This window comes from Candidatus Pelagibacter sp. uisw_098 (genome assembly GCF_059512505.1).
The window spans coordinates 1,103,662-1,128,270 of sequence record NZ_CM183454.1 but is presented as its reverse complement, the minus strand read 5'-3'; the positions used below and the strand labels follow the sequence as shown (position 1 = coordinate 1,128,270).

At 29.1% G+C, this 24,609-nt stretch carries 24 protein-coding genes; 15 read left to right on the top strand and 9 right to left on the bottom strand.

Going from position 1 to position 24,609, the window contains the following annotated elements:
* Positions 1–19 precede the first annotated feature (19 nt).
* A complete protein-coding gene (locus AC5YF9_RS06110) occupies positions 20–1,219 on the top strand; it encodes a hypothetical protein (protein ID WP_415303792.1) in 1,200 nt (399 codons plus the stop codon).
* 1 nt (position 1,220) lies between these two features.
* On the opposite strand, the gene AC5YF9_RS06105 is transcribed toward AC5YF9_RS06110, so the two are convergent.
* From AC5YF9_RS06105 to AC5YF9_RS06095, 3 genes are all read right to left on the bottom strand, one after another.
* Positions 1,221–1,553, bottom strand: coding sequence for a tetratricopeptide repeat protein (locus tag AC5YF9_RS06105; protein WP_496169873.1), 333 nt, complete (start codon positions 1,551–1,553; stop codon positions 1,221–1,223).
* Between the two features lie 268 nt (positions 1,554–1,821).
* Complete coding sequence (locus AC5YF9_RS06100) at positions 1,822–2,169, bottom strand: thiol-disulfide oxidoreductase DCC family protein (RefSeq protein WP_415303790.1); 348 nt, start codon at positions 2,167–2,169, stop codon at positions 1,822–1,824.
* A gap of 3 nt (positions 2,170–2,172) precedes the next feature.
* Positions 2,173–2,535 (bottom strand): rhodanese-like domain-containing protein, encoded by a 363-nt coding sequence (locus tag AC5YF9_RS06095; RefSeq protein ID WP_415303789.1) that lies wholly within the window; start codon positions 2,533–2,535, stop codon positions 2,173–2,175.
* Positions 2,536–2,643: 108 nt separating this feature from the next.
* Between AC5YF9_RS06095 and tldD the strand changes: the two genes are divergently transcribed.
* From tldD to AC5YF9_RS06080, 3 genes are read left to right on the top strand one after another with little or no spacing between them, the layout of a single operon-like run.
* Positions 2,644–4,056, top strand: a complete 1,413-nt coding sequence (gene tldD / locus AC5YF9_RS06090; RefSeq protein WP_415303788.1) for a metalloprotease TldD — start codon at positions 2,644–2,646, stop codon at positions 4,054–4,056.
* A 5-nt stretch (positions 4,057–4,061) separates the two neighbouring features.
* The gene (locus AC5YF9_RS06085) at positions 4,062–5,381 is read left to right on the top strand and encodes a TldD/PmbA family protein (RefSeq protein ID WP_415303787.1); all 1,320 of its coding nucleotides are present in this window, start codon (positions 4,062–4,064) and stop codon (positions 5,379–5,381) included.
* Positions 5,378–6,349: an NAD(P)/FAD-dependent oxidoreductase gene (locus AC5YF9_RS06080; RefSeq protein ID WP_415303786.1), complete on the top strand. Its 972-nt coding sequence runs from the start codon at positions 5,378–5,380 to the stop codon at positions 6,347–6,349. The genes AC5YF9_RS06085 and AC5YF9_RS06080 overlap by 4 nt, the downstream gene beginning before the upstream one ends.
* 5 nt (positions 6,350–6,354) lie before the next feature.
* Here AC5YF9_RS06080 and AC5YF9_RS06075 read toward each other — a convergent pair whose 3' ends face one another.
* Entirely contained in the window at positions 6,355–7,038 is a 684-nt protein-coding gene (locus tag AC5YF9_RS06075; RefSeq protein WP_415303785.1) for a DUF6134 family protein, read from the bottom strand.
* 172 nt (positions 7,039–7,210) lie between these two features.
* On the opposite strand from AC5YF9_RS06075, the gene yczE reads away from it, so the two are divergent.
* Positions 7,211–7,858 carry a membrane protein YczE gene (yczE, locus tag AC5YF9_RS06070; protein WP_415303784.1) on the top strand — a complete coding sequence of 216 codons (648 nt, stop codon included), beginning with the start codon at positions 7,211–7,213 and terminating at the stop codon, positions 7,856–7,858.
* On the opposite strand, the gene typA is transcribed toward yczE, so the two are convergent.
* Positions 7,855–9,681, bottom strand: coding sequence for a translational GTPase TypA (gene typA / locus AC5YF9_RS06065; RefSeq protein WP_496169872.1), 1,827 nt, complete (start codon positions 9,679–9,681; stop codon positions 7,855–7,857). The two genes, yczE and typA, sit on opposite strands and share 4 nt — an antisense overlap.
* Positions 9,682–9,877: 196 nt before the next feature.
* Between typA and AC5YF9_RS06060 the strand changes: the two genes are divergently transcribed.
* The 4 genes from AC5YF9_RS06060 to AC5YF9_RS06045 all read left to right on the top strand — a co-directional run bounded on the left by AC5YF9_RS06060 (position 9,878) and on the right by AC5YF9_RS06045 (position 13,400).
* Entirely contained in the window at positions 9,878–11,719 is a 1,842-nt protein-coding gene (locus AC5YF9_RS06060; protein ID WP_415303783.1) for a DEAD/DEAH box helicase, read from the top strand.
* Positions 11,720–12,085: 366 nt separating this feature from the next.
* Positions 12,086–12,313, top strand: a complete 228-nt coding sequence (locus tag AC5YF9_RS06055) for a DUF1467 family protein (protein WP_415304929.1) — start codon at positions 12,086–12,088, stop codon at positions 12,311–12,313.
* Positions 12,314–12,576: 263 nt separating this feature from the next.
* On the top strand, positions 12,577–12,873 hold the full coding sequence (locus AC5YF9_RS06050; RefSeq protein WP_415303782.1) for a hypothetical protein: 297 nt from the start codon (positions 12,577–12,579) through the stop codon (positions 12,871–12,873).
* A complete protein-coding gene (locus AC5YF9_RS06045; protein WP_415303781.1) occupies positions 12,870–13,400 on the top strand; it encodes a DUF2939 domain-containing protein in 531 nt (176 codons plus the stop codon). Before AC5YF9_RS06050 ends, AC5YF9_RS06045 begins: the two co-directional genes overlap by 4 nt.
* Before the next feature lie 16 nt (positions 13,401–13,416).
* Here the strand turns inward: AC5YF9_RS06045 and AC5YF9_RS06040 are convergent, their stop codons facing one another.
* Positions 13,417–13,680: a hypothetical protein gene (locus AC5YF9_RS06040; protein WP_415303780.1), complete on the bottom strand. Its 264-nt coding sequence runs from the start codon at positions 13,678–13,680 to the stop codon at positions 13,417–13,419.
* A gap of 225 nt (positions 13,681–13,905) precedes the next feature.
* Here AC5YF9_RS06040 and AC5YF9_RS06035 point away from each other — a divergent pair, with 225 nt between their 5' ends.
* From AC5YF9_RS06035 to AC5YF9_RS06025, 3 genes are all read left to right on the top strand, one after another.
* A complete protein-coding gene (locus AC5YF9_RS06035; protein ID WP_415303779.1) occupies positions 13,906–14,205 on the top strand; it encodes a hypothetical protein in 300 nt (99 codons plus the stop codon).
* A 117-nt stretch (positions 14,206–14,322) separates the two neighbouring features.
* Positions 14,323–14,595: a hypothetical protein gene (locus AC5YF9_RS06030; protein ID WP_415303778.1), complete on the top strand. Its 273-nt coding sequence runs from the start codon at positions 14,323–14,325 to the stop codon at positions 14,593–14,595.
* A 107-nt stretch (positions 14,596–14,702) separates the two neighbouring features.
* Entirely contained in the window at positions 14,703–17,300 is a 2,598-nt protein-coding gene (locus AC5YF9_RS06025; RefSeq protein ID WP_415303777.1) for a triple tyrosine motif-containing protein, read from the top strand.
* A 258-nt stretch (positions 17,301–17,558) separates the two neighbouring features.
* On the opposite strand, the gene AC5YF9_RS06020 is transcribed toward AC5YF9_RS06025, so the two are convergent.
* The 3 genes from AC5YF9_RS06020 to groES all read right to left on the bottom strand — a co-directional run bounded on the left by AC5YF9_RS06020 (position 17,559) and on the right by groES (position 20,025).
* The gene (locus AC5YF9_RS06020; RefSeq protein WP_415303776.1) at positions 17,559–17,951 is read right to left on the bottom strand and encodes a YbhB/YbcL family Raf kinase inhibitor-like protein; all 393 of its coding nucleotides are present in this window, start codon (positions 17,949–17,951) and stop codon (positions 17,559–17,561) included.
* A gap of 95 nt (positions 17,952–18,046) precedes the next feature.
* Positions 18,047–19,711 (bottom strand): chaperonin GroEL, encoded by a 1,665-nt coding sequence (gene groL, locus AC5YF9_RS06015; protein ID WP_415303775.1) that lies wholly within the window; start codon positions 19,709–19,711, stop codon positions 18,047–18,049.
* Positions 19,712–19,734: 23 nt separating this feature from the next.
* Positions 19,735–20,025: a co-chaperone GroES gene (gene groES / locus AC5YF9_RS06010; RefSeq protein WP_271477562.1), complete on the bottom strand. Its 291-nt coding sequence runs from the start codon at positions 20,023–20,025 to the stop codon at positions 19,735–19,737.
* Positions 20,026–20,148: 123 nt separating this feature from the next.
* Between groES and AC5YF9_RS06005 the strand changes: the two genes are divergently transcribed.
* The 3 genes from AC5YF9_RS06005 to ileS are packed head-to-tail and all read left to right on the top strand — an operon-like array spanning position 20,149 to position 24,608.
* The gene (locus AC5YF9_RS06005) at positions 20,149–20,967 is read left to right on the top strand and encodes a TIGR01459 family HAD-type hydrolase (protein ID WP_496169871.1); all 819 of its coding nucleotides are present in this window, start codon (positions 20,149–20,151) and stop codon (positions 20,965–20,967) included.
* Position 20,968: 1 nt separating this feature from the next.
* On the top strand, positions 20,969–21,889 hold the full coding sequence (locus AC5YF9_RS06000; RefSeq protein ID WP_415303772.1) for a bifunctional riboflavin kinase/FAD synthetase: 921 nt from the start codon (positions 20,969–20,971) through the stop codon (positions 21,887–21,889).
* Between the two features lies 1 nt (position 21,890).
* The gene (ileS, locus tag AC5YF9_RS05995) at positions 21,891–24,608 is read left to right on the top strand and encodes an isoleucine--tRNA ligase (RefSeq protein ID WP_415303771.1); all 2,718 of its coding nucleotides are present in this window, start codon (positions 21,891–21,893) and stop codon (positions 24,606–24,608) included.
* Position 24,609: the final 1 nt, after the last annotated feature.

Genomic DNA, 24,609 nt, shown 5'->3' with positions numbered 1-24,609 from the left:
AATCTTAAGTTCATCAAATATGAAAAATATAAAAAAAATACCTTTAAAAAAAATACCTTTAAAAAAAACGAAGGTTAAAAAAAATTTTAATAAGACAAGAAAAAAAAATTTAACAGTAAAGAAAAATATAAAAAAAATACCTTTAAAAAACATGAAGGTAAAAAAAAATTTTAATAAGACAGGAAAAAAAAATTTAACAGTAAAGAAAAATAATAAAAAACATAAGGGAAGCTTAATATCTAAAATAATTAAATTTCAATATTCATTAAAACCAGAGTTTAATTTTGAATTTAATTTTAGTTTAGAGAAACATATTCAAGCATTTTTTGATATTTTTGCTAATAGAATACTTGAATATAAGATACTGAAAGCAGAAGAAAAAAGAAATAAAAGATTAGAAAAAATTCAAAAAAAAGAAAAAGAAAAAATATTAATTTATAAACAAAAAATAAAAGAAGAAGAGCTTCAAACTAAACTCCAAGAAAAAAATTTAAAAGAAGAAATTAAATTAGAAAAAGAAAGAACAAAAGATATAAAATTATTTTTACGTAAGGAACAAGCCTTACTTAGAGTGGAACAAGCAGAAAGACAGCGACAGTTTCTCAAACAATTGCAATTAGAAAAACAAATTGAAAAATTTAGAATTAGAGAAATTAAAGAATTAGAAAAACTTGAAAAAGTATCTTTAAAAGAAAAAAGAGATGACTATGCAGGTCTACAGGCGAGAATAGAAAAATTAAAAGATAAATACAGAATAATCAGAGATCAAAAAATTCGAGAAAGAGTTGAAGCCTTAGGAGTAAAGATTAAAGGTGATGAGGATAGAGAAACTTTATTACAAAAAGAAAAAGATTATAAAATAGCTAGGCAAAAAATTGAACTTTCTCTTGAAAGTTTTTATAGAAGCGCCAGTAGTTTAGTTTTTCAGCTTAATAAACGACACGTAACTAGACATATGTCAATTTTTAGATGTATTGACCAAAGATTTGAAACTGGTGAGATATTTATTAAATGGGATGAGGCTCCCAATGAGGAGTGGTTATTGTTAATATATATTAAAAATAATTCACCAGATGACGGAATAGTTATTGAGGATAAGTCAAATCCTGAAAAAAACTCTTCGCACGAGTTTAAAGCTAATGAAATATTTAAAGCTTCAGATCTTATGGTTGATTCATTAACCGAGTTAATTTCAAGAAAAAGAGCAAAAAAAGACTAAGTTAAATACTTTCTTCTTTAATTAGCCTCTCAATTTCAGGTATCAATAACTTGCCACTCTTAAATAAAGGATAAAATTTTAAGGCCTTTTCTAAGCTGACAATAGCTTTTTCATATTCTTGAAGTTTTATAAAAATTCTTGCCTGTCCAGATAGAGCACCAAAATGCCTAGACTCAATTTCCAAAACTTTATCAATATCATCTAAAGATTTTGTATATTTTTTCATTAAAAAATAAACTGTTGCTCTCTTATTCCAAGCTTCAGACCATTTTGGATCTGTAACTAGCACATTATCGAAAACTTTAAGAGCATAATCATAACTTCCATATTCCATAAGCTCAGCTCCAAATTCTAATTTTTCGGTTAACCCATTATTGCTGGGGTGCCTATGCCAGACAGACCATATTTTTTTTTCTAATATTTGTGCTGTTTTAAAATCATCAACTTTTTTTAATTGATCAAAAAGTTTATCTAGAAGAATTTTTTGAGATGATTGTGCAGAAAAAAAAAACTACTTATGAATAGAAATAATAAAAAAATTTTATAAATTTTCATAATTAAAATATAATTTAATTAATATTTATTCTCAATAAGTAAAAAATTTATTTAGAAAGTTGTTTTTTATTTTTTAAATAAAGAAAGAAAGCAATAATTTCATAAAAGAATGAAAATAAAGTAAAAATTATTGGTGTTTTAAAAAAAGTATAGAGAAACTTATATTTTGGAATTTTTTTCCAAACTAATAAGAAAGCTTCTGCACCATCTATTATTTTTTCACCATCTTTAATATGAAGTCTTCGTAAAAGAGTTTTGTCATTTTTTTGGGTTTCTACTTCTGCAGATTTATTATTGGTAATATCAATCCAATCTATGTCTTTAATATTCTCTTTTTTATATAAATTTATTTCAGCGCGACAAATATTGCATGAGCTGTTAAAATAAACTTTCATTGATTATTTTTTTTCTTTCCACGCATTCATTCCGCCAGTCATATTTTTTACATTTTTTAACCCCATTTCTTGCATTGTTTTTGTTGCAAGAGTACTTTGACCACCAAGGCCGCAAAATACCACGTATTCTTTATCTGGGTTGTTTTTAAACATTTCATTTTCTAAAGGACTGCCGTCTGCTAAATAAAATTCTAACAAACCTCTTTCCAAATTAACAGCATTGCCTATCGTTTCTGTCTCAAAACTACTTTTATCTCTAACATCTACAAATTGTACATTTGGATCATTTAGTTTTTCTTTAGCCTCTTCTATAGAAATATTTGTTATTTCATTAGAAATTTTCATTAATTCGTCAAATTTTTTCATTATATAATCCTTTTTTTATTAATTAGTAAAATTACCTAGAATTAGCTAGTTTGTATATGTGCGAAATACACCAATTGAAAAAATAATTATAACCACTATTTGACTGCTATGAATGATTTTTTTACAAAAACTGACTTATCAAGAAAAGATGCGGAAAATATTATTTCTGAAACTTTAAGCAAATGTGATGATGGTGAACTTTATTTGGAGAATTCTAAAAGTGAGTCAATTGTACTTGATGATAATAAAATTAAAAGCTCCAGTTATAGTTCTGACTTAGGCTACGGTTTAAGAGCGGTAACAGGTGAAGTTGTTGCGTACTCTCATTCAAATGAAATTTCAAAAAACTCATTAAAACAATCAGCTGACAATTTAAGCTCAACATTGAAATCGCAGAAGGGGGTTTATAATCATGAAATCCCAAAAACAAATGAGAAGCTTTATAAAGATACTAACCCTATTGAAGAAAAATCACTTAAATCTAAGTTAGAAATTTTGAAAGAAATTAATAGTTATACTAGAGCAAAAGGAGGTATTGTTCAGCAGGTCACAGCTAGTTTTTCTGGTGAACATAAATCTGTAGAAATTATTCGATCAGGTGGTGAGGTACTAACCGATGTTAGACCTTTAATTCGTTTTAATGTTTCAGTGATGCTTGAAAAAGATGGAAAAAAAGAAACTGGAGTTTATGGCATTGGTGGAAGACAATCATATGATGAATATCTCAAAGATGATAATTGGAAAAAAGTTTGTGACGAAGCATTCAGAATTGCCTCAGTAAATTTAGATAGCAAACCTGCGCCAGCTGGAGAAATGAAAGTGGTTTTGGGACCAGGATGGCCGGCAATACTTATTCATGAAGCTATAGGACATGGTTTAGAAGGAGACTTTAATAGAAAAAAAACATCAGCTTTTCATAATTTAATGGGTCAAAGAGTTGCAAGTGAAGGTGTAACAATTGTTGATGATGGGACACTTCATAATAGAAGGGGAAGTTTAACAATTGATGATGAGGGTACCCCCACAGAAAAAACTGTTTTAATTGAAAATGGTATATTAAAAAATTTTATGCAAGATCGTTTGAATGCAAGATTAATGAATACAAGATCTACAGGAAGCGGTAGAAGAGAAAGTTATAAACATGTTGTTCTTCCTCGGATGAGAAACACAATGATGTTGAATGGAAAATATTCCCAAGAAGAAATGATCAAATCAGTTGATAAAGGTATATTTGCAGTAAGCTTTGGAGGGGGACAGGTTGATATTACCTCAGGAAAGTTTGTATTTAACTGTACTGAGGCCTATGAAATTATAAATGGAAAAATAGGCGCTCCTATTAAAGGGGCAACATTAATAGGTGACGGTCCATCAATTTTAAAGGAAGTTTCATTAGTTGGAAATAACATGATGCTTGATCCAGGTATTGGAACATGCGGAAAAGCAGGACAGGGTGTACCAGTTGGAGTTGCTCAACCTTCAATTTTGATTGATAAAATGACCGTAGGTGGAACTCAATTATAAATCATATGGTTAAAGATCAAGATTATTTAAAAAAAACAGCATCTTTTTGTATAGACTTAGCAAAAAAACTAGGTGCAACAGATGCCACTGCAGCAGTAATGCACTCAATTTCTGAAACAGTTAATTTTAGAAATAAGAAATTAGATGAGTCTGATAGATCGGACAGTTTAGGGGTTGGTTTAACAACTTATATAGGTAAAAAGAAATCTAGTATTTCATCATCAAACTTAACAGAGGAAAATATTCAAACTTTAATAGAAAGATGTATTGAAACAACAAAAATTACACCTGAAGATGAATTTAATTCTCTGCCAGATAAAGATTTGCTAGCCACAAAAATTAGTGATTTAAATTTATATGATGATGATCATATAGAAAATGATGAAAAAATTGAATATTTAAAAGAAGTTGAAGAAGCTGCATTTGAAAAAAAAGAAATTATTAATACAGAAACTGGTTTTTCTGAATCTAAATCGAATTTTATATTAGCGAGCAGTGATGGTTTTTTAAATGGATATAAGTCTTCGTCCTTTTCTGCATCTTGTGTTTCCGTTGCAAAGAATGCAAATAATAAGATGGAAAGAGATTATGAATTTACAAGCACTTGCCACCTTCATGATATGCTTAAACCACATCAAATTGGATCATTGGCAGCTAAAAAAACAATTCAAAAATTAAATCCTAAAAAAATAGAAAGTGAAAAAATAAGTATTATTTTTGATAGAAGAATTTCAAAAGGAATATTAAGTGTCTTAGCGAGTGCAATATCAGCTTCTTCTGTAGCAAGAGGAACTTCATTTTTAAAAGATAAAATAAATGAAGAGATATTTTCAACATCAATAAATATTTTAGATAAGCCTGATATTGTTAAAGGGTTAGGTTCAAGATATTTTGATGATGAGGGAGTTAAAACTAAACAATTAAAATTAGTAGATCGGGGTGTTCTAAAACATTATCTGATTGATACTTATTATGGAAAAAAATTAAATTTAAAATCAAATGGTAGAAGTGGTGGAACAAGTAATTTATATTTTGAAAAAGGATCTATCTCATACAAAAATCTTTTAAAATTAAATCAAAGAACTCTTTATATTACTGAAACAATTGGTCATGGAAGCAACTTGGTTACTGGAGACTATTCGGTAGGAGCAACAGGGTTTATGGTAGAAAATGGTGTGTTTAAATATCCAGTTAGTGAAATTACGATTGCTGGAAATTTTAATGATATGTTTAAAAATATAACTTTGGCAGATGATCTTGAGTTTAAATATTCAACAAATGCCCCAACAATGTTAATAGAAGGCATGGTTGTTGCGGGTAAATGAAGGACTTCTGTATTATTGGCTCAGGTATTTCGGGGGCTACAATTGCCAATATTCTTAGCAAAAAATATTCATTAGATGTTTATGATAAAGCAAGAGGTGCAGGAGGAAGATCGTCTAATAAAAAGTTTAATAAGGAGGAAAGTTTTGATCATGGTGTTCAATACATTTCTCCTAAAAGTGTCTCATTTAAAAGATTTATAAACAATCTCATTACAAAAAAAATAGTTAAAAAGTGGCAAGGGAAACACATATTTTTAAATACAAATAAGGTGGAGAATAAAAAGCACCTTAAAATAATTGGAAATAAAGGAAATAATTCTATTAGCAAATATTTGCTAAAGAATATTAGCTGCACTTTTAATAGTGAGCTTATAAAAATTTCTAATAAAGATAAAGTTTGGGAGTTAGATTTTTATGATGGCACTAAAAAGTTTTATAAATCTTTGATATTAACTTGTCCATTTCCACAATTAAAAAAATTGTCTAAGAAATATATTAAGCACTCGTTCATTAAACAAAAAGTTAAGATGGATGCTAATATCACTGTCATGCTTGTTACAAAAAAAACAAGACCAAATATCAGTAGCTATTTCTTTTCTGATCAAACTCTAGGATGGGCTGCATATGAAAATAGTAAAAAAAGATTTAAAAGTGATTATGACTTATGGACATTACAAAGCACTTACAAATGGGCCAACAAAGTAATAAATAAAAACAAGGTTAATAAGTTAGATAATGCAAAAATATTAATTAACAAATTTTTTGAACTTACTAATCTAAAAAAAAATAAGATTTTTCATATTCAAAATCATGGATGGAAATATTCATCTAATCCTAAACCACTTAGTATTAAAAGTTACTGGGATAATACTACAAGACTTGGGGTTTGTGCTGATTGGTTTGTAGGTTCTAGACTTGAGTCTGGTTGGTTAAGTGCAAAAGATTTATCTTTAAAAATTAAAAAATAAATTTTTTATTCATAGTTTTTTAATCTATATTCCCAATTACCCATTCTTGAATAAGAAACTTTAACAATTATTGCATTTTTACTATCATACCAAATATCAAAATCTAACCTCTTGTCTTTAGGAATATTTTTATCTTTTGATGTTAATTTAAAATGATCAACTTCGATTATTTTTCCATAAAGTTCAACTTTTTCTTTAGCCAAGAATGTAACGACCTGCTCTTTTATACTACCTGATATAGGGCTAATTTGAGAGTCGGCTTGTAATATTTGATGGTTCCACCAGCTACCAATCACGTTATTAGTTTCAGCAAGGCCAGTGTATGAAGATCCCTTAATATTAAATTTATCTTTTTTAGGTTCATAAATTAAATTTACAAATTTTTCTTTATCATTTTGCTTTGTTTTAGATTCATACGATATGAGTTTATTATCTTTGTGCTTTTCTATGCCATAGCCTTCAAAATCAAATACCTTAACTCCAAATAAATCTACCTTAAACTTAATTTGATTTTTGATCGTCATGACATCATCTTCTTTATTGAAAAAATAGAAGTTGTAGCCAATAACTTTGCCATCTTTTAATATCTCCATTTCGATTTTTTTAAAATTTTGATAGTGAGATGTATGAGCAGCTAAATTTGAAATAGTTAGTCCTAGAGCCAATACAACAAATAATATTTTTTTCATTAGTCTGTAAGTTAATAGACTTCCCCTTTAGGGGGAAGTCTTTTGTTTATTATAAAGAGAGAAAGTTAATTTTTGAATTTTATTAAATAATATTTATCAGGTTTACGAAAGAGTTAATAATGATAGTCTTGTAAAACAGTTATGCATGAAATACATAATGTTTTATTAACATATGTTTTTATCAATTAAAAATATCCCTAAAGTATCTTGGAGTTCTAAAAAACCACTTAACCTTAAGCCAAAAATTTCTACGTTCTTTTTTTTATCACTTGGCCTAGCTTTATTTGGTTTGGGCGAGGGATTGTTAATAGTCTCCTTTGCTGGAGCATCGCCTTGGTCTGTTCTTGCTCAAGGTATTGCATTGAATATTGATTTTTCTACTGGAATAGCAACTATATTTGTAAGCATCGGTGTTTTACTTTTTTGGTTACCATTAAAACAAAAACCTGGAATTGGAACAATTTTAAATGCAATAATTATTGGTTTAATGATTGATGTCTGTATTAAGTTTGTGCCAACGCCTGAAAATTATATTTCACAAATATTTTTAGCCATCATAGCAGTACTCACAGTAGGTTTTGGTGGAGGTATTTATTTAGTGGCTAATTTAGGAGCTGGGCCAAGAGATGGATTAATGGTTGGCTTACAAAAAAAAACAAATTTACCGATTGCTATGGTTAGAGCTTTCCTTGAAATTACAGTAATGTCTATAGGATGGTATCTAGGAGGAACTGTAGGAGTTGGAACGTTATTATTCGCTTTTGGAATAGGACCGGCTGTTGCCTTAGGATTATTTATTGTTGGAAAAACCTTTAATTAAAGTGGCGTTCCAGATTTCTCGTTCTTTTTTCTATCAGTAGGGTTAAGTATAGCTTTTCTCAATCTAAGAGATTTAGGGGTAATTTCTAAAGCCTCATCGGTATTTAGCATACTTAATTGTTCGGCTATTGACATTTGCCTAACTGGTGTAAGAACTACGTTTTCATCAGTACCTTGAGTTCTCATGTTTGTTAACTGCTTACCCTTCATTACGTTAATGATCATATCACCAGGTTTTGGTGCTAAGCCAACGATCATTCCTTCATAAACGGGGTCATTATGGGTTACAAACATTTCACCTCTAGCCTGTAAGTTAAATATTGCAAAAGCAACAGCCTTCCCATTGGCCATTGAAATTAATGCACCATTTTTTCTTCCATCCATTTCACCTTCAAATTTTCCATAACCATGAAATATTCTGTTAATTACACCGGTACCTTTTGTTAAAGTTAAAAACCTACTTGTGTATCCCATTAAACCTCGAGTTGGTGCGTGAAAGATTAATCTTTTTTTATCTTTTCCAGTATCTTTAAGATCAAGTAATTTACCTTTTCTTCTATTCATTGAATCAATAATTTTTGATGAAAATTCTTCATCTAGATCAACAGTAATTTCTTCAATGGGTTCCATTCTGTTTCCATTTTCATCTTTTTGATACAAAACTTTTGGAGGGCTCACTGTCATCTCAAAACCTTCACGTCTCATTTGTGTAAGTAATATTTCAAGCATTAATTCACCACGTCCACTAATTACAAAAGCATCTACGTTAGCATTCTGAGAAAAAGAAATCCCAACATTGTTTTGTGCTTCAGTAACTAACCGGTCTCTAATTTGAGTACTTGTTAACTTTTTACCCTCTGTTCCAGCTAGAGGGGAACTGTTAACACTTATAGTTATAGACATAGTAGGAGGATCTATTGGTGTTGCAGGAAGTGGTTCGTTTACTTCAGGGTCACAAATTGTATCAGCTACGTTAGCTTTTTCTAAACCTGCAATTACAACAATGTCTCCAGCTTCACCAACTTCGATTGGCACTTTTTTTGTTCCCTCATATCTAAAAATTTTAGTTAATCTACCTTCATCAACTATTTTACCATTAAGGTTTATTGCTTTAATAGGTTGATTAGCTTTTGCTGTACCTTGAGATATTTTTCCAACCAAACTTCTTCCTAAAAAGCTATCCGCATATAGTAGAGTTGATAGCATTGCGAATGGTTTTGTTTTATCAAGATCATCAGGATTAACATGCTCTAAAATTAAATCTAATAGTGGATGAAGATTTTCCCTTGGTCCATCAACTTCTTTACTAGCCCATCCAGATCTTCCACTAGCGTATAAAACTGGGAAGTCTAATTGCTCTTCGTTTGCATCCAAACTTACAAATAAATCAAATGTTTCATCTAAAACCTCATTGGCTCTTTGATCTGCTTTATCTAATTTATTAATTATAACGATCGGCTTTAAACCTTGTTTAAGAGCTTTTGCTAAAACAAATTTTGTTTGAGGCATTACACCTTCAGCAGAATCGATAAGCAATAATGCTCCATCTGCCATACTTAATACACGCTCAACTTCTGCAGCAAAATCTCTGTGACCTGGTGTATCAATAATATTAATCCTTGAATCTTTCCAGTTGATTGAAGCAGGTTTAGCTAGAATAGTAATTCCTCTTTCTTTTTCTAATTCACCAGAATCCATTAATCTTTCATCAACAACTTCATTTTCTCTAAATGAACCACTTTGTTTCATAAGAGTATCAATCATAGTAGTTTTACCGTGGTCGACGTGGGCAATAATTGTGATGTTTCGAATATTGTTGTTCATAATTTGAGGCTCTTATACATGAATTGAGTCATTTGAAAACTTAAAAAGAACCATTATTTCATTGTTAAAGCTATTTTTAATAAAAAATTCACTTCTTGCGATTATTAAAAAAACGTATAGATATCGCTGTATAAATTAGACGTATTAAAGGATTAAGAGCATATCTCCTTAAGTTTTAAAAAATCTAAATACCCAAATGGAAAACTTTAAATTACTAAAAATAGAAGATTCGTTAAAAAATTCATTGGAAAAAATGAAGTTTACGAAACCAACACCAATTCAAGCTATGGCAATACCAGTTGCCTTAGAGGGAAAAGACATTCTGGGAACAGCCCAAACAGGAACTGGCAAAACATTAGCTTTTAGCGTTCCACTAATTAATAAATTAATATTAGATAAAAATGCATTTGCGTTAGTTATGTGTCCAACTAGAGAACTTGCAACTCAAGTAATGGCTGCAATTAAAAGTATTATTAGTGATAAAATTAATATTAAAACTGCCTTGCTTATTGGTGGAGAGGCAATGCAAAAACAACTTAGACAACTGGGTAACAGATCTAGAATAATTGTTGGAACACCAGGAAGAATTAATGATCACTTAAAAAGAAAAAGCTTAAATTTATCAGCTACCAAATATTTGGTGCTAGATGAAACTGATAGAATGTTGGATATGGGGTTTACTCCACAAATAGAGTTAATTTTAAAGTTTGTTCCAAAAGATCATCAAACTTTATTATTTTCAGCAACATTACCTCAAAATATTGTCAGAATTTCAGAAAGATATTTAAATAAACCTCAAAGGATTTCAACAGGATCAACATCAGTTCCTATTGCTAAAATTAAACAGGAAACTCTTCAAGTTTTTAAAGAAAATAAATATGATGAATTGGTAGATCAATTTATAGCAAGAAAAGGATCAATATTAGTTTTTGTTAAAACTAAAAGAGGTGCTGATAAAATGGTTAAGCGCCTTAAAGAAGAAGGTCATTCAGCTGATGCTATTCATGGAGACCTTCGTCAAAGTAAAAGAGATCGTGTAATCACTTCATTTAGAAAAGGTCTTAAGAGAATACTAATTGCAACGGATGTTGCTGCAAGAGGATTAGATATTCCTCTAATTCAACATGTAATCAATTATGACTTACCACAAGTTCCAGAAGATTATGTTCACAGAATTGGAAGAACTGCTAGAGCAGGAACAGAGGGCTCTGCTTTAACTTTTTTAACTCCTGATGATAGATCAATGTGGAACGAAATTAGTAAATTAATTGATCCAAACTTTAAGCCTGCACCACGGGGAGCAAGAGGAGATTCAAGGGGAGGCAAAAAAGGAAAAGTTCCATATAACAAAAAAAGAAAATTCAGAGATGAAAAAAAATCTAGCTATGGCAGATCAAGTTCTTCATCAAGAGATGGAGAGAAAAAAAGCTTTGGTTACAAAGGAAAATCTAGTTTTGGTGATAAATCGAAACCATCTAGCTATGGCAGATCAAGTTCTTCATCGAGAGATGGAGAGAAAAAAAGCTTTGGTTACAAAGGAAAATCTAGTTTTGGTGATAAATCGAAACCATCTAGCTATGGCAGATCAAGTTCTTCATCGAGAGATGGAGAGAAAAAAAGCTTTGGTTACAAAGGAAAATCTAGTTTTGGTGATAAATCGAAACCATCTAGCTATGGCAGATCAAGTTCTTCATCGAGAGATGGAGAGAAAAAAAGCTTTGGTTACAAAGGAAAATCTAGTTTTGGTGATAAATCGAAACCATCTAGCTATGGCAGATCAAGTTCTTCATCAAGAGATGGAGAGAAAAAAAGCTTTGGTTACAAAGGAAAATCTAGTTTTACAAAAAAAGTTGAATTGAAGCCAACTGGTTTCACAAATAACCCAAAGTATTTTGGGAAAAAAACATCTGAAAGTTCGTCAGCTGGTGCAGATAAAAAAAGCTCTAGTTTTGATGGAAAGAAGAAGTTTAAAAGTAGAAGTGATAGACCTAAGAATTTTACCTTCAAAAAACACAGTCAAAAAAGAGCTAAAGTCTAAGACTTTTTAGATTTCTCTTTTTTATTTTTTCTTTTCTCTTTCAGGCTTAATTTAGGTTTTTTAGCAGTACTCGAATCTTTAAATGATTTTCCACTGTATCTTTTTGACATATCCCAATCTTATAACGGCTTAATAAACAAATACAAAACTTTCATTTCTAGAGTTCTAAATTTTCATAGGACACACACCTAAGGTTGTATTCAGATAGTACTGTCAAAAAATGATCTATAAGTAGTCTTTTACAAATATAAATCTGCTTAGAATATAATTGTAAATTAACAATTTATTATCTTTTAACTTAAGTTAAAATTATATAGCATTTGATCACAATGATATAGAGGGGGTAAATTGAGTACAATTGGACTAGTGACAATGTATCTAATTATTCAGTTAGTGGTATTTTTTTGTATATTACCAATAGATGTTAATCGAAAAAGAAAATTTTTAATCCCAGCAAATGAGATTGGAGCACCTGAAAATCCTAAACTTCTTAAAAAGACTTTTTATTCCATTGGTATTACGACTATTATTTTCACAATAATTTGCTTATTGATGAAATATGAATATTTAGATTTAACAGATATAATCAGTTAAAAAAAACCCCCAGAAATTTCTTTCTGACGGTTCTAATTTTTCTAGGTAACTAGACTGTTTGGAATGGTTTTACATTCTCATTCACTAGTTCATTAAGTATTGTTTTATCTAACATTATTGAACTTGCTACATCTTCATACATCTAATTTTATGTCATTTAACAAAGTAAACTCTAAGGAGATTCAAATCTGGCACATCTTTCATAGTAGATTAAAGTTAGTTGAAAGAGGTGACTTCGATTTAGAGGTGGGTTAGGTTTAGTTGTGAAAAAACTAATTTTAATTTTCATTATCCTGTCAGCATGTTCCACACCTAATTCTAGATCTGATGCATACTATGAAGCAGTAGCAGGTCATATTGCTCAAACTGTCTTATCAGGAGATTGTAATTCTAAATGTATATCTTCTATTGTTAGTTCCGATCTAAAACATGCAACTTATATGCAAGCAATTAACGTTATTGATAAAGTAAGTAAGTTATTACCTAGTATTTATGATGCTATAAAAAAAGAGTTAGTAGTTAGAGTGGATGAAAAATATAAAAAAGAGATAATAAAATGAAAAAAATATTATTTATAATTCTACCAGTACTACTGGTGTTAATTTATATCTTTAGTGCAATGAATTCATTTCATCAAATTCATAAAGGTATTTATTACAATGATAAAAAATTAATTAAAGAATATGTCGAATGGAATGAATTAAGAGATAATTTTAAAGATTATTTAAATATTATATTACTGAAAAAAACCCAAAAAGATAAAAGTTTTAAAAATCTAGGTGAACTTGGAATATTAGTTACAGGATTTGCGGGTAAATTTATAGAATATACAATTGATGCTTATTTAAATCCCGAAGGTTTAAGTTTATTACTAGAAAAAAGTGAAAAGAAAGATGAGATACCTGAACCAACATTAATTACGCTCTTTGGTAGTTTTACTATTATGAATTTTAATGGATTAAGTTCTTTTTATATCAATTACGAAAATGAAGGGGAGGAATTTCCAATTTTCTTTAATAGACAAGGTTTAAAGTGGAAAATAACTCAAATTGAATTCCCAGAAAGTTTATTCGACGATTTAAAATAATCTTGCTAAATCTCTATTATTTAGTCTTAATTTTTTTTCTTTCTGCCTTAACAAGCTCCTCATATTCTGCTTCTTTTTTCGCTTTTTTTAATATTATATTTTTTTTGGAAGAACCAAATATTCCTAAAATTAACATATGAATATAAGCAAAAGGAAATAGAAAAATGATATATAGAATAATCATAACTGGATTATGTCTGTGAAAAAGTCCAATCAAACCTCTAAAACTCCAATAAATTGTTAGTAAAAAAATTATACCTAATACATCATATCCATCCATAGGACTCTCCTTATTAATTATTTATTACTAAAATTTTATCCTCAAATAAAATCGATAAAAATATAAAATGACTACTCTTAATTTTAAGGCATACTTTTTTTCTCTCATTTATCAGATCCCTTAACAAACAACAAAACATCAAATGCTTCAAGAAGAAAATTTCATACAACTATAAGGTTAAAAAAATATTATTGAGGAGTGACTATCAATCAGTTAGGATAATTTATGACAAAATCATCAAGTCAATTTATTATTCTTCGAAGAGTTCACAATAAGCTTTTAGATGTTCTGGTAAGTTATAAAGTTTATATTAATCATAAACAGGTCGGCAAAATTCGTAATGGAGAAGAGTTAAAAATTAAAGTTAATAGTGGAATACAAAATGTTCAATTGAAAGTTGTTTTAGAAACAAGCAATGAATTAAAAGTTTTAGTAAAAAATAAAAATGTTTATCTAGAGTGTGGTAATAGTGGAGGTATTAAATTTTTTGGGGGAAATTGGCTTTATCTAAAAGAAAGAGCATAATTACCTATATCATTTATATGTTTGAAGGTATTTTTCAAATTAATAGGTGTTGTTCTTCGGTAGTTTTAGAAGGGGTGTTTTGTGTTAGAGTTTTCATTAATCAAATGGAGTTAATAAATGTCTAACTATCACTGTTCAAGTTGTAACAAAGGTGTCATGTATAAAAGTAGAGGCTTTCTCTATTTTTTGTTTTGGCCATGGACAATAATGTTTATGAAAAAAAGATGTCCAATTTGTGCGACACTAGTTACCAATCATCATTGTGGAAGTTGTAAAAAAAAAGTTATGTATAAAGATAGAGGTTTTCTTTTCTTTATGCTTTGGCCATGGACAATATTGTTTATGAAAAAACAATGCTCTAAATGTGGAGCAGAAGTTACAACAACATAAATTTGTCAATTTTTTTTTAAAAATTAACAACCATAAAACAAAAACGTCCTCTGTATTTAACAATAGGGTGTTTTCGTAATTGTTAAGTTTAAATGGAGAGTTAGTTCGTGAAAAAGTTATTTCTTATAGTTTTTTTTTTCATTAATTCATTCATTGTTAATATAAGTAACTCCTCAGAAATAATTAAATATCCTTTACCAGAGATTACAAATTACCCCCCATCTATAACTGGTGGTCATTCTCAAACGTGGGATATTACACAAGGAAAAGATGGCAAATTATATTTTGCAAATAGTTATGGTCTCCTTATTTATGATGGTAAAGAATGGAAATTTTTACTTCTTGATAATAAGTATTCCGCAAGATCACTTGATGTAGACGACGATGACAACATAATAGTTGGTAGTTTAGGTGAATTTGGTTTTATTTCAAATGATGGAAATGGTAACATAGAATATTCATCACTTAAAGGATTATTAAATGAAGAAAATAATAATGAAGATAAAATTTATGAAACTTTTTCTTTAAATAATAATGAAATTTTTTTTAGATCACTAAATAAATTATTTTTTTATAAGAATAAAAAAATATCTATAGTTAATAAAGTTAAAAAAAAAACATTTGGTGTGTCAAGGTATCTAAATGACAAACTATACGTTGCAATTAATAGTTTGGGAATAGCACTAATTGAAGATAAAAAACCTGTCATAATTGATAATTCTGAAATTTTTAATAATAAAAGTATTTCTGGATTTCATATGTCTAAAGAAAATAATTTAATTGTGTTTACAAGAAAATCAGGAGTTTATAAGGAAATAAAAAATGAGTTTGTAAAAATTGATAATGAAATAATAGATAGTATAGGTGTAATTTATAGAACTTATAATTTAAAGAAAAATAAAATTGGTTTGGCAACTTATGAAGGTTTATATATTTTAGATATAGATTTTAAACCATTAATATTTTTAGACAGAGACTCAGGTTTAAGAATTGATAATGTAAGAATTGTATTTGAAGACAAAGACGAAAATATTTGGTTAGGATTGGATGATGGAATAGTTAAAATCAATACTAATTCATTTTTTAAATATCTTCCAAAGGGATTTAATAATTTAAATAATACCCCTCTCTCAATGGATAGTTTTAATAACTACTTATACGTTGGAACGCCTATAGGTATAAATAAACTTGTAATTAATCAAGATTCTATATTAAGACAAAAATTTATAGAAATTGCAGAGACAGAAGTTAGGACACAAGTTTGGAGTTTATATAACAATGGTACTGATCTTTTAGTTGGTTCTAATCTTGGTCTAGGTAAAATTGATATTAATGATAATTATGAGCAACTTATTGATATTAAATTAACAGGTTGGGTTTATTATGGCATTAAAGAAAGCAAAATATTTGAAGATTATCTATATGTATTGTCAGATAATGGTGTTTTTATTGTCAATAAAAAGCAACCTAATAAATATAAAATTATACATAATATTAAAAATGTTTCACATATTGAAGAATTAATTGATAAAAATGAAATTTGGTTGGCAGTTCCAAAAAAAGGTGTCTACCGCATAAAATTATCATCAAAAGATATAGAGCAGTTAAATGAATCAGAAGTAAAAGAGTATGATGATACATATTTATTAAAAAAAGGGAAAATAAAAGTTTTAAAAATTTATGACAAACTAATTTTTAAAACACAGGATAAGTATTATCAATTTAATGAAAAAAGTGAATCTTTTTATGTAAGTGAATTTTTTGACTCTGTACCAAATATAGATGAAAAAACTATATGGGAAATTAAAAAAACTAGGAATAATACTTATTGGATGTATTTTGACGAGTTAAAAAATGACAAGCGTATTCAAACATTTTATGAATTAAATGAGTCCCTTAATTTTAAAAAACTTCCTTTTAATTCACTTTCACATCACCTCTCAGCAAAATTTTATTTCATTGAAGATCTAAACTTAATTGGAAGCACTGAAGGTGTTGTTGTTATTGGTAACTTATCTAATAAAAGAAAACAAGGAAAAACTATATTTTCATCTATTAAAAATAATGACAAATCTATTTACAACCTTGGACCTAAAAAAGATTTATTTGATGAAGAATTTATAATTAAAAATTTATTTAATTATAATGAAAATAAATTTTCTTTTAAAGTATCTTTAACAGATTATATAAATGAAAAGAATAATCAATTTAAATATAAATTAGAGGGTTATGAAAATGATTATTCAAAATTCTCTAAAAATGAAATTATTACTTATACCAATTTACAACCAGGAAATTATAAATTCTATATTCAGGGAATTAGTTCTGAAGGAATAATTACAAATCCTGAAGTGTACTCTTTCAAAATTAATCCACCGTGGTGGCAAAGTAAAATATTTTATTTATCTGAGATTTTATTTTTTCTAATCTTATTATCAGTAACTTTATTCTTAAAAAAATCTGGTAAAGCAACAATTATTGCAACCTCAATATCATTCATGATGATTTTAGCATTATTTGAATATATCAATTTTTTAGTTGATCCATTAATTTTGCTTTATTCCAACGGTGTTCCAGTATTTACTATTTTTTCTAAAATTATATTAGGGGTATTATTATTGCCACTAGAAAGATTAATGAATAAAATGTTAGATTATGTTTCTAACAGCAATTTTTTTCAAAAATTAACATCAATTAAAAAATAAAAATCCACCAAACTTCATTGCAGATTTATAGTGCAGACATAAAAAAAACCCCCGAAGTGTTTAACAACAGGGGTTTTATAATTTTTAGGTCTAAATAGACGGGATTACATTCTCATGCATAGGTTGATTAAGTATTGATTTACTTAACTTTTCCTAAAATTGTTCATCTATGTTCATCTAAATTAAGGTCAAATCCCAAAGCAATTCAAAAGATGAATTCGTTGTTAGATAGAATTATTAATGAATTGTAGAAGAGAACTACTCAGGATATTTTTTTTGTGCTTTTGCTTTCCCTATTTTCTTTTTTTTTTCATTTTTGGCAGTCACAGTCCAAACATAAGTGTGTTTTCCATTTGGTGGACAAGGACTTTTGTATTTAAAAGCACCAGGTTCAATAGTAGTTTGACCAGTATATTCAACTTTGCCACCACCATGATTATAAGGTGATTGTTTATCCTTCATTCTGAACTGAAGAGTTTTTGTGCCTTCAGGAACATTTGTAAGTGTAAATATTGGGTTATCAACTTTGTTAGGATTTCCAGAGGTACACAATTTTAAATTACCCCACTCGAACGCTAGTCCAAACTCAGCAGCATTAACTGTAGAAGTTAAAAAAAATAATGAAATAAATATTCTGATTAAAAGTTTCATTACAATAAATTTATGGACTAATGAGAGAACTGTATACAAAAAAAAACCCCCAATTAAGGGGGTTTTTATAATTCTTAAGTCTTAGATAGACGGGATTACATTCCCATGCCACCCATGCCACCCATGCCGCCCATTCCACCAGGCATTCCACCAGGCATTCCACCAGCACCAGAATCTTTGTCATCTGGTTTGTCAGCAATCATGGCTTCAGTAGTTACAAGTAATCCAGCAATTGAAGCTGCATCCTGTAAAGCTGTTCTTACAACTTTAACAGGATCGATGATACCTTTTGCAAACATATCAACATAATCTTCATTCTGAGCATCGTAACCTTGGTTCTTTTTATTTTGTTCAAGTAGTTTTCCAACTACAACCGATCCATCAACTCCAGCATTTAAAGTTATTTGTCTAATAGGAGCCTGTAAAGCTTTAGCCACTAATGTAACACCAGCTTTTTGATCGTCTCCTTTAACTTTAAGTGAGCCTAGACTTTGTGAAGCGTATAAAAGAGCGCAACCACCACCAACTACTATTCCTTCTTCAACAGCAGCTCTAGTTGCGTTAAGAGCATCTTCAACTCTATCTTTTCTTTCTTTAACTTCTACTTCAGTTGCACCACCAACTTTGATTATAGCAACTCCACCAGCAAGTTTTGCTAGTCTTTCTTGAAGTTTTTCTCTGTCATAATCAGAAGTTGTTTCACCAACTTGTTGTTTAATTTGAGCACATCTAGCTTCAATCTCAGATTTTTTACCGCTACCACTAATGATAGTACTGTTATCTTTATCAACTTTTACTCTTTTACAAGAACCAAGGTCAGTAAGTTTAACATTTTCAAGCTTAACTCCGATGTCTTCAGAAATAACCTGACCACCAGTTAAGATTGCGATATCATCAAGCATTGATTTTCTTCTATCACCAAAACCTGGAGCTTTAACAGCAACAACTTTTAAACCACCTCTAAGTTTATTTACAACAAGAGTTGCAAGAGCTTCGCCCTCAACATCTTCTGAAATAATCATTAGTGGCCGTCCAGCTTGAACAACAGCTTCTAAAAGTGGAACCATTGGCTGTAAGTTAGTTAATTTCTTTTCATGTAATAGAATAAAAGGATTTTCTAACTCAGTAGTCATTTTATCAGCATTAGTGATAAAGTATGGCGATAAATATCCTCTATCAAACTGCATACCCTCAACAACATCTAGCTCAGTTTCTATTCCTTTTGCTTCCTCAACAGTGATAACACCTTCATTACCAACTTTTTGCATCGCTTTTGCAATCATGTTACCAATTTCTTTATCACCATTAGATGAAATAGTACCAATTTGAGCAATCTCATCACTATCTTTTACTTTTTTAGCCGAAGCAATTAGACTGCCTTTAACATGTTCTACTGCTGCATCAATCCCTCTTTTAACATCCATAGGGTTCATACCTGCAGTCACATATTTTACACCTTCTTTAACAATTGCTTGTGCTAAAATGGTTGCTGTAGTTGTTCCATCACCAGCTTCTTCATTTGTTTTGTTAGCAACTTCCTTAACCATTTGAGCGCCCATGTTTTCAAATTTATCTTCTAAATCAATTTCTTTAGCAACTGAAACACCGTCTTTAGTAATTCTTGGTGCACCATAAGATTTATCAATAACTACATTTCTACCTTTTGGTCCAAGTGTAACTTTTACTGTATTTGCAAGGATATCAACACCTCTTATCATTGCAGCTCTTGCTTCAGAGTCAAATTTTATAACTTTTGCCATTTTATTTTCTCCTTTTAATTAAATTATTTTCCTGAAATACCCATAATGTCAGACTCTTTCATTATGCTGTATTCTTTGCCATCGATTTTGATTTCAGTTCCTGACCATTTGCCAAAAAGAACTTTGTCTCCAACTTTAACATCCATTGGAATTAACTTTCCATCTTCAGTTTTTGCTCCACCACCAACAGCAATAACTTTACCTTCTTGAGGTTTTTCTTGTGCTGTATCAGGGATAATTATTCCTCCAGCAGTTTTTTCACTACTGTCTAAAACTTGTATTAAAACTCTATCGTGTAACGGTTTAAATTTCATAAATTCTCCTTTTAATATGCGACTCATATAGCTATTAGCCTCACTATTTCAAGGTTAAGTAAAAAAAATATGTGAGCCAAAAAACCAGAGAAATTGTGTTTTTTATGAGTTATACCTGCCACAATGAGTGAAAACTTAGATAATAACGGATTAAAGTCAATTGCTGAGAACTATGATATTTTCTATATTGATTTATGGGGTGTTATTCACAACGGAATAAACCTTCATAAAAATGCAATTGAAGCCTTAAAAGAAATTACTAAAGCAAAAAAAAAATATGTTCTCTTAACTAACGCACCACGACCCAATAAAACTGTAAAGTCATTTTTGGAAAAAATGGGAATGAATAAAGAAATTAGAGAAAATGTATATTCATCAGGAGAAGCGGCATTGAGTTATTTAAAAAAAAACTTATTAGATGATAAATTTTATCATTTAGGACCTCCTAGAGATTTTGATTTATTTTTAGATTTTAAAAAAAATCAGACTCAAGATATTAAAGAAAGCTTTTATTTGTTGTGCACAGGTTTATTTGAAGAACAAGGTGAGGATTTGAATTATTATAAAGAATTATTTAAAGAGCACATTAACAAGAAAATGATATGCACTAATCCAGATTTAATTGTTGATAGAGGTGAGAAAAGAGAATTGTGTGCAGGGTCAGTAGCATTAGTTTTTGAAAAAATGGGAGGAAAGGTTATATATTTTGGAAAACCATTTCCTGAAGTTTACAATCAGTCAATTGATAATAAGAAAAAAAAAGTTTTGTCAATTGGTGACAATTTGAACACAGATATTAAAGGAGCAAATCTTTTAAATTATGATTCATTAATAATATCAAATGGTGTTCATAAAGATGAAATTAAAAAAGAAGGAATAGATATAGTTTTAAAAAAATATGAAGTTGTTGTAAATTTTATTCAAACAGAACTTAAATGGTAAAATGATGAAACTATATAAAAATTTTGATATTTCTAAAAATCACAAAAGATCAATAATTTTAATTGGAAATTTTGATGGTGTTCATGTGGGCCATCAAAAATTATTTAAATTAGCAAATAGTTATAAAAAAAAATTTAATCTAAATATTGGTGTTTTAACATTTGAGCCAATGCCCAAAATGTTTTTTAATAAAGATATAAAAAACTTCAGAATTTCAAATATTAATCAAAAAAATATAATTCTAAAAAGCCTGGGAGTTGACTTTATAATTACTCAAAAATTTGATAAAATATTTTCTAAGATTAAATCTGACTTTTTTATTAAAAAAATTTTATCTGAAAAATTGGAGGCACAATATATATTTGTTAGTAATAATTTTAAATTTGGAAATAAAAGAGAGGGTGATGTTAATCAATTAATTAAAAATGAAAAAATTTATGATTATAAAATAGTAAAACCGCAACCGTTAATATTGAGTCAAAAAATTATTTCTTCTACATACATCAGATCTCTTTTGGAAAGGGGGAATTTAAAAAAAACCAATAAACTATTGGGAAGAAATTGGGCGATTGAAGGAATGGTTCAAAAGGGCAGACAACAAGGAAAAAAGATTGGTTTTCCAACCTGCAACATAGATGTTAAGGATTATGTTATTGCTATGCCAGGTGTGTATGCGGTCAAAGTAAACCGAAAAAACTCCAATAAACCTTTGAAAGCGATTGCAAACCTGGGTTATAGACCGACTTTTAACCAAAAAAAGATATTATTAGAGGTTCATATTTTCAATTTTTCTGGAAATCTTTATAATAAGTATTTATCAATTGAATTCACAAAATTTATTAGAAAAGAAAAAAAATTCAAAAACGTTAATCAATTAAAAAAACAAATTCAAAGTGATCTAAAAGTCGCTAAAAGAAGTTAAAATGAGTAAAGAAAATATAAATTTACCAAAAACAGCTTTCTCCATGAAAGCTAACTTACAGAATAAAGAGCCTGAAATTTTAGATTATTGGAAAAAAATTGATCTTTATAAAGAGTTAAGAAAATCTAGCAAAGGTAAGGAAAAATTTATACTCCACGATGGACCTCCATATGCAAATGGAAACATTCATATGGGTACAGCGTTAAATAAAATTTTAAAAGATATAATTGTTAGGTTTCATCAAATGGATGGTAAAGATTCAGTATATGTTCCAGGATGGGATTGTCATGGACTACCTATTGAATGGAAAATTGAAGAACGTTATAAAAAAAATAAAAAAAATAAGAATGAAGTTCCAATTACAGAATTTAGAAAAGAGTGTAGAGATTTTGCACAAAAATGGATTGAAGTTCATAAAACACAATTTAAAAGATTGGGTGTTATAGGTGATTGGGATAATCACTATGCAACCATGAGCTTTGATGCAGAAGCACAAATCGTAAGAGAGTTAGGTAAGTTTTTAAAAGAAGGAAGTCTTTATAGAGGATTTAAACCTGTTCTTTGGTCTACAGTTGAGAAAACTGCTTTAGCAGATGCTGAAGTAGAATATCAAGATCATAAATCAGATACGATCTATGCTAGTTTTCCTATTAAAAAAACAAATTTAAAAGAATTAGAAGGTACGGAGATTGTCATATGGACAACTACGCCCTGGACAATACCAGCGAACAAAGCTTTAGCTTATAATGAAGCTTTAGATTATTTAGTAATTCATTTAAATGATGATGGAGATTTTAAAGATAAAAAAATAGTGATTGCGGAGGCGTTATTAGATTCTGTTATTAAAGACTGTGATATCAAAAGTTATAAAGAAATTAAAAAATTTAAAGGGAAAGATTTTAAAGATACAATTTGTAGTCATCCATTTTTAAATCTTGGTTATGATTATGAAATTCCAATGCTTGAAGCAAGGTTTGTTACAACTGAACAAGGAACAGGTATCGTTCACTGTGCGCCTAGTCATGGTCCCGATGATTTCAATCTTTGTTTAAAACATGGTATTAAAGCAATTGAGACAGTTGATGGTGATGGAAAATATACTAAAAATCTTCCTTTATTTGAAGGAACACATATTTTTAAAGCAAACCCGATTGTTATCGAAAAATTAAAAGCACAAAAAAAACTACTATTTAATGGAGAGTTAATTCATTCATATCCCCATTCTTGGAGATCAAAAGCTCCACTCGTTCATAGAGCAACTCCCCAATGGTTTATTTCTATGGAAAGTCATGGTCTAAGAAAAAAAGCACTAAAAGCATTAGATGACACTACTTTTTACCCTGACAAAGGTAGAGAAAGAATAAAGGCAATGATCGAAACAAGGCCTGACTGGTGCGTTTCAAGACAAAGAGTTTGGGGAGTTCCGTTACCTATATTTGTCCATAAAACTACTAAAGAAATTTTAGCTGATGATGAGGTAAATGAAAATATTGCAAGTATTTATGAAAAAGAGGGCTCTGATTGTTGGTTCTCTGATGATCCACAAAGATTTTTAGGAGATAAGTATAAAGCAGAAGATTATGATAAAATAAGTGACATTGTTGAGGTATGGTTTGATAGTGGTTGTACGCATGCATTTGTTTTAGAAAAAAGAGAAGATCTTCAATGGCCTGCATCAATGTATCTAGAGGGATCTGATCAACATAGAGGTTGGTTTCATTCATCATTGCTAGAGTCATGTGGAACCAGAGGTAGAGCTCCCTATGAATCGATATTATCACATGGATTTGTCGTAGATGGCAAAGGTCTTAAAATGTCTAAATCTGTGGGAAATGTTATAGCACCAGAAGATATTTTAAAAAAATATGGTGCTGATATTTTAAGAATATGGGTTGCTTCGTCAAACTATGCTGAAGACTTAAGAATTGATTATTCTATTTTAGAACAACATGCAGATTCTTATAGAAAGATTAGAAATACATTTAGATATTTACTTGGAAACTTAAATGATGATTTTAAGAAAATTGATCTTGAAAAATTAGATTTAAATCAATTACCAGAGTTAGAGCAATATATGCTTCACAGAGTTTATGATTTAAATGAAAATTTTAAAAATTATTTTAAGTCATATGACTTTCATAATCTTTACAAAGAACTTTTGAATTTTTGCACAGTAGACTTATCTGCATTTTATTTTGATATTAGAAAAGATGCTTTGTATTGTGATTCAAAAAATTCAGAGAGAAGAAAAAGTAGCATTATTGTATTAAATATAATTTTAGAATCTCTGATTAAATGGTATGCACCTATACTTTCCTTTACAACAGAAGAAATTTTTACACTTATAAATAAAGATAAAAAAAGTATTCATCTAGAAAAATTCATGGAATTTCCAAAATCATTTGAAAATGAAAAATTAAACAAAAAATGGGTTGAGTTAAAAAAAATTAGAGATATTTGTAATATAAGCATTGAAGCAAAAAGAGCGAATAAAGAAATAGGATCAAGCTTAGAAGCAAACTTAACTATTAATTTAAATAAAAATTTATATGAAATTTCAAATAATATTGATTTTTCAGAGCTATGCATCACATCCTCAGCAATCGTAGAGCAATCAGACATTGAAGAAGTAATAGTTAAAACAACTAAAGCTGAAGGCAATAAGTGTCCAACTTGTTGGAAAATCAATGAAGAAAAGTGTGAAAGACACTCAAGTTAGC

Coding starts and splice junctions, on each gene's coding strand:
- yczE (WP_415303784.1), top strand. CDS start 7,211: ATGTTTTTATCAATTAAAAATATCCCTAAAGTATCTTGGAGTTCTAAA.
- AC5YF9_RS06060 (WP_415303783.1), top strand. CDS start 9,878: ATGGAAAACTTTAAATTACTAAAAATAGAAGATTCGTTAAAAAATTCA.
- groES (WP_271477562.1), bottom strand. CDS start 20,025: ATGAAATTTAAACCGTTACACGATAGAGTTTTAATACAAGTTTTAGAC.
- ileS (WP_415303771.1), top strand. CDS start 21,891: ATGAGTAAAGAAAATATAAATTTACCAAAAACAGCTTTCTCCATGAAA.
- AC5YF9_RS06035 (WP_415303779.1), top strand. CDS start 13,906: ATGACAAAATCATCAAGTCAATTTATTATTCTTCGAAGAGTTCACAAT.
- typA (WP_496169872.1), bottom strand. CDS start 9,681: ATGAACAACAATATTCGAAACATCACAATTATTGCCCACGTCGACCAC.
- AC5YF9_RS06075 (WP_415303785.1), bottom strand. CDS start 7,038: ATGAAAAAAATATTATTTGTTGTATTGGCTCTAGGACTAACTATTTCA.
- AC5YF9_RS06100 (WP_415303790.1), bottom strand. CDS start 2,169: ATGAAAGTTTATTTTAACAGCTCATGCAATATTTGTCGCGCTGAAATA.
- groL (WP_415303775.1), bottom strand. CDS start 19,711: ATGGCAAAAGTTATAAAATTTGACTCTGAAGCAAGAGCTGCAATGATA.
- AC5YF9_RS06110 (WP_415303792.1), top strand. CDS start 20: ATGAAAAATATAAAAAAAATACCTTTAAAAAAAATACCTTTAAAAAAA.
- AC5YF9_RS06030 (WP_415303778.1), top strand. CDS start 14,323: ATGTCTAACTATCACTGTTCAAGTTGTAACAAAGGTGTCATGTATAAA.
- AC5YF9_RS06080 (WP_415303786.1), top strand. CDS start 5,378: ATGAAGGACTTCTGTATTATTGGCTCAGGTATTTCGGGGGCTACAATT.
- AC5YF9_RS06095 (WP_415303789.1), bottom strand. CDS start 2,535: ATGAAAAAATTTGACGAATTAATGAAAATTTCTAATGAAATAACAAAT.
- AC5YF9_RS06105 (WP_496169873.1), bottom strand. CDS start 1,553: ATGGAATATGGAAGTTATGATTATGCTCTTAAAGTTTTCGATAATGTG.
- AC5YF9_RS06045 (WP_415303781.1), top strand. CDS start 12,870: ATGAAAAAAATATTATTTATAATTCTACCAGTACTACTGGTGTTAATT.
- AC5YF9_RS06020 (WP_415303776.1), bottom strand. CDS start 17,951: ATGAAACTTTTAATCAGAATATTTATTTCATTATTTTTTTTAACTTCT.
- AC5YF9_RS06000 (WP_415303772.1), top strand. CDS start 20,969: ATGATGAAACTATATAAAAATTTTGATATTTCTAAAAATCACAAAAGA.
- AC5YF9_RS06085 (WP_415303787.1), top strand. CDS start 4,062: ATGGTTAAAGATCAAGATTATTTAAAAAAAACAGCATCTTTTTGTATA.
- tldD (WP_415303788.1), top strand. CDS start 2,644: ATGAATGATTTTTTTACAAAAACTGACTTATCAAGAAAAGATGCGGAA.
- AC5YF9_RS06005 (WP_496169871.1), top strand. CDS start 20,149: ATGAGTGAAAACTTAGATAATAACGGATTAAAGTCAATTGCTGAGAAC.
- AC5YF9_RS06040 (WP_415303780.1), bottom strand. CDS start 13,680: ATGGATGGATATGATGTATTAGGTATAATTTTTTTACTAACAATTTAT.